Genomic DNA, 5,088 nt, shown 5'->3' with positions numbered 1-5,088 from the left:
CATAGGCATCGGTGATGGTCGAGGTCACCCAGCGACTGCGGCGTACCACGCAATCGTAGGTACTCAGGTGAGGCGCAGAGAACCTGCGGGCTTTCCGCCAGCATCACTTGCGTTTGCTTGGTCGGAAGCTCGTCGCCTATAAAGACGGCGACGTCAACGCGCTCGCGAACGAGATCCGGAACGTCACTGTTCACCACGAGATCAACCGTCGCACCGGGGTACATTTCGAGAAAGCGGGGAAGGCCTGGTGAGATGACTGCGGATGCGAACGACGGCGGAGCGGTCACCCGCAGATGCCCTCCGGCGGCCTGCTCGCCGGCAATGCCAGCGATTGCCCCCTCTAGTTGCTCCAATATGTCCACGCACCGGGCGTAGAACGCTTCACCGGCCTCCGTTACGCTGATGCGCCGTGTGGTGCGATGTACCAAAGCTGCGCCAGTCGCACGCTCCAGAAGCTGCACATGCTTGGTCACTGACGACGGCGCCATTCGCAACTGACGCGCGGCCGATGAGAAGCTATTGGCGTTCACGACCGCTACAAAGCACCGCAGCGACAGCACGCTCGCCTGATTCAGATAGTCCGGCATGGGCAGTTCATTCCGCTCGTTCAGGAAAAAGTATTTTCGTTAATTTCCGTATTGTGTAGCACGGTCACGCTGCCGATCATCGGCTCAGCGTCAGGAATCACAGGAGACACAAGTGGACCAACAATCCGGAGAGCGCGATATGGCTTTGCCGAGCCGCGCGCCCAAGAGGGAGCGCAAGTGAGCCGATCGATCACGCTGACTTTCGACAACGGACCTACCACCGCGGTAACGCCCGGGGTGCTCGACGTGCTCGCGCGCCATGACATTCGAGCCACCTTTTTCGTCCTCGGACAAAATCTGGAGTCGACACAGACGAAGGCATTGGTCCGACGAGCTTTTGAAGAAGGCCACTGGATTGGGAACCACACCTACACGCATGCGGTGCCATTGGGCGAGACGGCCGACCGAGACGCCCCGGCGAAGGAGATCACTCGGACCCAGGAGTTGGTCGATGCCTTCGCCCATCCAGACAAGCTTTTCCGGCCATTCGGCGGCGGCGGCGTGATAGGCCCCCACTTGCTCARTGCCGGGGCGTTCGAGTTGCTCAAGGCAGCGAAGTACACGTGTGTGCTTTGGAATTCCATCCCCCACGACTGGGACGACCCGGATGGCTGGATCGAAACTGCGCTCGCGCAAGCCCGTGAACTGAACTGGACCCTGACCGTCCTTCACGATTACGACACCGGTGGGATGCGGCACCTGGAGTCGTACATCGACAGAGCCCTCGCTGAGGGCTTCGTGTTCCGGCAAGAGTTTCCACCCGACTGTGTACCGATGGTCCGTGGTGTGCCCGTGCTTCCGATGGAAGCTTTCGTTTCAGGTCCTACAACAACCCCATCCCCACAGGAGACATAGCATGCAAACTGAGCACCTTCAGAGTGGTGCACTCATCGTCACGCCCGAGGAAGCTACCGCGATCAAGCCGTTTGGCCTGGACATGCAGGTGCTGCTCAGCAGCGAAGACACTGGCGGAAGAATCTCCGTGATCATGGCGTGCCACAGGCCCGGAGAGGGTCCCCCGGACCACCTGCACTACACCCAAGAGGAGTGCTTCTTCACTATCGAGGGAACGTACGAGTTGACCGCTGGCGAAGTCACCCGCACCGTTGGGCCTGGCAGCATCGTTTATCTGCCGCGAGGCGTGGTACATCGCTTCAAGAACATCGGCACGACAACCGCCCGGATGCTGGACTGGAGCGTGCCGGGCGGCCAGGACCGCTACTTCAAGGAAATCTCTGCGTTGGCTGGCCCGGGCTTCTCGGGTGAGAAGGTGGCCGAGATCAGCAAGAAGCACGACACCAACTTCCCGGCGCCGCACTGAGGCGCGCCCAGAGACACCCTTTCCCAACCAGCCTGACGACGCCAATCCGTCTCGGGTAGCGGGAACTCACGTCCAAAAAAAGGAGTTAGCCATGATCGTCGAGCAACGCACCTATCGCATCCGTGCAGGGACTGTCCGCGACTACTTGCGCACGTACGAGCACGAGGGCGGGCTGGAACTCCAAAAGAGGTACCTCGGCCGTCTCGTTGGCTACTTCAACACGGAGTTCGGCGCCCTGAACGAAATCGTGCACCTGTGGGCCTACGACGACCTGAACGATCGCGAGAAGCGCCGGGCAGCCTTGTCTGTGGACCCCAAGTGGCAAGAGTACGCACCCAAGATTTTCCAGTTCATCGAGACACAGGAATCGAAGATCTTGAAACCCGCCTCTTTCAGCCCGCTTTACTAACGCCCCCTGTTTGTCGAAAAAACCCATGCGATTTGTCACTTACATGACCGTTGACGCGATGTCTCCTCGCCTCGCGCTGCGAACGAACTCTGGCCTCCACGCTCTGAGCGAAGCGCAAGCCGAGCACTACCCGCGAGATTTGCTGACGTTGATCAAGCAGGGACYGGCTGCCATGCAGGAGACCGCGAGCGCCATTGAACAGCATGGAACGCCACTCGATGAAGGAGCTATTCAATTCCTTCCTCCCGTGCTGACACCCGTGAAAATCATCTGCGTTGGCCTGAACTACCTGGACCACACCAAGGAAAGCAAGTTCGAGCAGCCCAAGTACCCCACGCTGTTCCTGCGCGTGGCTTCGAGCTTCGTGGGTCACAACGAACCGATCGTGCGTCCGCTGTGCTCGGACCAGTTCGACTACGAGGGCGAACTCGTTGCATTCATCGGAAGGGGCGGCAAGCACATCTCCGTGGATTCCGCCCTGGATCATGTCGCTGGCTACTCGGTCTCGAACGAAGGCTCGGTGCGTGACTATCAATTCAAGTCGCCGCAGTGGACGGTCGGTAAAAACTTTGACCGCTCAGGATCAATTGGCCCCGAGTTCGTATCCGCCGACGAGGTGCCACCCGGTGGTGCCGGGATGAAGATAGAGACCCGCGTCAACGGCGAAACCGTGCAATCCGCCAATACGTCGGAGATGGTGTTCGACACAGCGTCCGTCATCTCACACGTCAGCGAGGCAATGGCGCTAGAACCTGGCGATGTCATCGTCATGGGCACGCCATCAGGCGTTGGCCTCGCCCGCACTCCACAGGTCTTCTTGCATGAGGGCGACGTGGTGGAAGTGGAAGTCGAAGGCGTAGGGCTACTGCGCAACCGCGTGATTGACGAGGTCAAGTGATCATGGCCAGCCAGCTTCGCGTGAACCTTCTTGTCGGCAGCCTGCGTTCGGGTTCCGTCAATCGCCGCCTTGCACTGGCGTTGAGTCGAATGCTCGCTGATGAGGTTCAAATCGCCTTCATTGACATCGGCGTCCTTCCTCACTACAACGAAGATGCTGAAGTTGATCCGGTGCAGGCGGTTGTGGACTTCCGAGAGACCTGTGCGTCCGCAGATGCTTTTCTGTTCGTCACCCCGGAATACAACCGCTCGGTACCGGGCGTTTTGAAGAACGCGATTGACCAGGGCTCACGCCCGAAAACTGCCAATGTCTGGAAGGGCAAGCCGGCTGCGGTCATTGGCGCATCGCTGGGCGTCCTCGGTTCGAGCATGGCCCAGCAGCACCTTCGCAACATCCTCGCGGCTGTCGATGTGCCGGTCATGGGCCACCCAGAAGCCTACATCCACGCCAAACCGGGCCTGCTTCTCGACGATGGCGTCATCACGGATGAAAGCGTCACGCGCTTCCTTCACGACTGGTGCGTCAGCTTCGTGAAGTGGGCTCACTTGTTTCAACAGCAACCTCGATAAGCGAACCCCTCTAGGAGACAACATGACCACAAAATTCCTTGTCCGCAAGCTTGCCGGCGTGCTCGCGGCACTGAGTGTCGGTGCGTCTGCCCAGACCGCTTGGCCCACGAAGCCCATCAAGATCATCATCGGGCTCCCTGCCGGGCTCGCTGCCGATGTCATCGCCCGCATGTACGGCGAGAAGCTGTCCAAGGCCCTCGGCCAACCCGTCCTCGTCGATAACAAACCGGGCGCGACAGGAAACATCGCGCAGGACGCTGTTGCGAAGGCACCCGCAGATGGCTACACGCTTCTCTACGCGGTCTCGAACTCGTTCGTCAGCAACCCGTACGCCTTCAGCAAGCTGCCTTTCGATGTGAACAAGGACTTCGCTCCAGTCGCGCAGACAGTACGCAATGGCCTCTACCTTGTGACCAACAAGGACTTCCCAGCGAAGACGCTGCCGGATGCCATGAAGCTTGCCCGTGCGAATCCCGGGAAGTACAGCTATGCCTCGTACGGGCTGGGGGGGTTTCCTCACCTTGTCATGGAACTCGTCCTCAGCCAAGAGAAGGCCGACATGCTCCACGTGCCCTACAAGGGCGGTGCGCTGACCGATGTGGTTGGCGGTGCGGTGCCGATGATTTGGGAACCTGCCGCAAACGCAATCCCGTTCATCAAAGACGGGCGGGTGCAGGCATTGGCCGTGTGGGGCTACGGAAAGCGCAACGCTGCAACGCCTGATGTGCCCAACATCGCTGAATTGGTTCCAGGCGCCGACGTAGCGAGCTTTCAAGGTTTCTGGGCGCCTGCGGGGACGCCCCGCGAGATCATCATGCAGTTAAACCCGGAGGTGACCAAGGCGAGCCGCGACCCGGACCTGATTGAGAAGTTGAAGCTGGCCTATGCGGAGCCCGTAACGTCCACCCCAGAGGAGATGTCTGCCGAAATCAAGCGGGAATCCGTCCGGTGGAGTCAGTTGATCAAGGAAAAGGGCATCCGGCTCGACTGACCCTTGCCCTAGGGGTAATCGAATGTCCTTTCCGTGCCGAAACCCGCGCCAGCAAAGGCTCTCCGAGCAAACCGTATCTTTCTGCACGGAAAGGACTACAAGGGCTTCCCGCAGAATGCAAGCGATATTTGTGGCTTCCCACAGAATGCAAGCGATGCTTGGCCTTGACGGTCCTCGTGGGGAGGGTTGCCACTGCGAATTGGATATGACGTAGCGATATGACGCGCCGATCGGCCGGGCGGCGGCGACTGTGACATAGGAAGACAAGGAGCGGACTGGCTGAACTACAAACGGTCATTGATGCAGCACGTGT

At 59.7% G+C, this 5,088-nt stretch carries 7 protein-coding genes; 6 read left to right on the top strand and 1 reads right to left on the bottom strand.

What is annotated here, in order from left to right; all coding sequences use genetic code 11:
* On the bottom strand, positions 1-587 hold a 587-nt coding region (locus tag AC1DY5_RS41455), incomplete at its 3' end, for a LysR family transcriptional regulator (RefSeq protein ID WP_478120256.1).
* 177 nt (positions 588-764) lie between these two features.
* Between AC1DY5_RS41455 and AC1DY5_RS41450 the strand changes: the two genes are divergently transcribed.
* The 6 genes from AC1DY5_RS41450 to AC1DY5_RS41425 all read left to right on the top strand — a co-directional run bounded on the left by AC1DY5_RS41450 (position 765) and on the right by AC1DY5_RS41425 (position 4,775).
* The gene (locus AC1DY5_RS41450; protein ID WP_478120255.1) at positions 765-1,442 is read left to right on the top strand and encodes a polysaccharide deacetylase family protein; all 678 of its coding nucleotides are present in this window, start codon (positions 765-767) and stop codon (positions 1,440-1,442) included.
* Between the two features lies 1 nt (position 1,443).
* A complete protein-coding gene (locus AC1DY5_RS41445; protein WP_478120254.1) occupies positions 1,444-1,908 on the top strand; it encodes a cupin domain-containing protein in 465 nt (154 codons plus the stop codon).
* A gap of 91 nt (positions 1,909-1,999) precedes the next feature.
* Positions 2,000-2,317 (top strand): NIPSNAP family protein, encoded by a 318-nt coding sequence (locus AC1DY5_RS41440; RefSeq protein WP_478120253.1) that lies wholly within the window; start codon positions 2,000-2,002, stop codon positions 2,315-2,317.
* A gap of 25 nt (positions 2,318-2,342) precedes the next feature.
* Positions 2,343-3,215: a fumarylacetoacetate hydrolase family protein gene (locus tag AC1DY5_RS41435; protein ID WP_478120252.1), complete on the top strand. Its 873-nt coding sequence runs from the start codon at positions 2,343-2,345 to the stop codon at positions 3,213-3,215.
* A gap of 2 nt (positions 3,216-3,217) precedes the next feature.
* Positions 3,218-3,784, top strand: a complete 567-nt coding sequence (locus tag AC1DY5_RS41430) for an NADPH-dependent FMN reductase (RefSeq protein ID WP_478120251.1) — start codon at positions 3,218-3,220, stop codon at positions 3,782-3,784.
* Between the two features lie 22 nt (positions 3,785-3,806).
* Positions 3,807-4,775 (top strand): Bug family tripartite tricarboxylate transporter substrate binding protein, encoded by a 969-nt coding sequence (locus tag AC1DY5_RS41425; RefSeq protein WP_478120250.1) that lies wholly within the window; start codon positions 3,807-3,809, stop codon positions 4,773-4,775.
* Positions 4,776-5,088 lie beyond the last annotated feature (313 nt).

This window comes from Variovorax sp. P4_D9, assembly GCF_056401695.1.
Note: the sequence above shows the minus strand (reverse complement) of the source record. Positions and strands in the feature narration are given on the sequence as shown.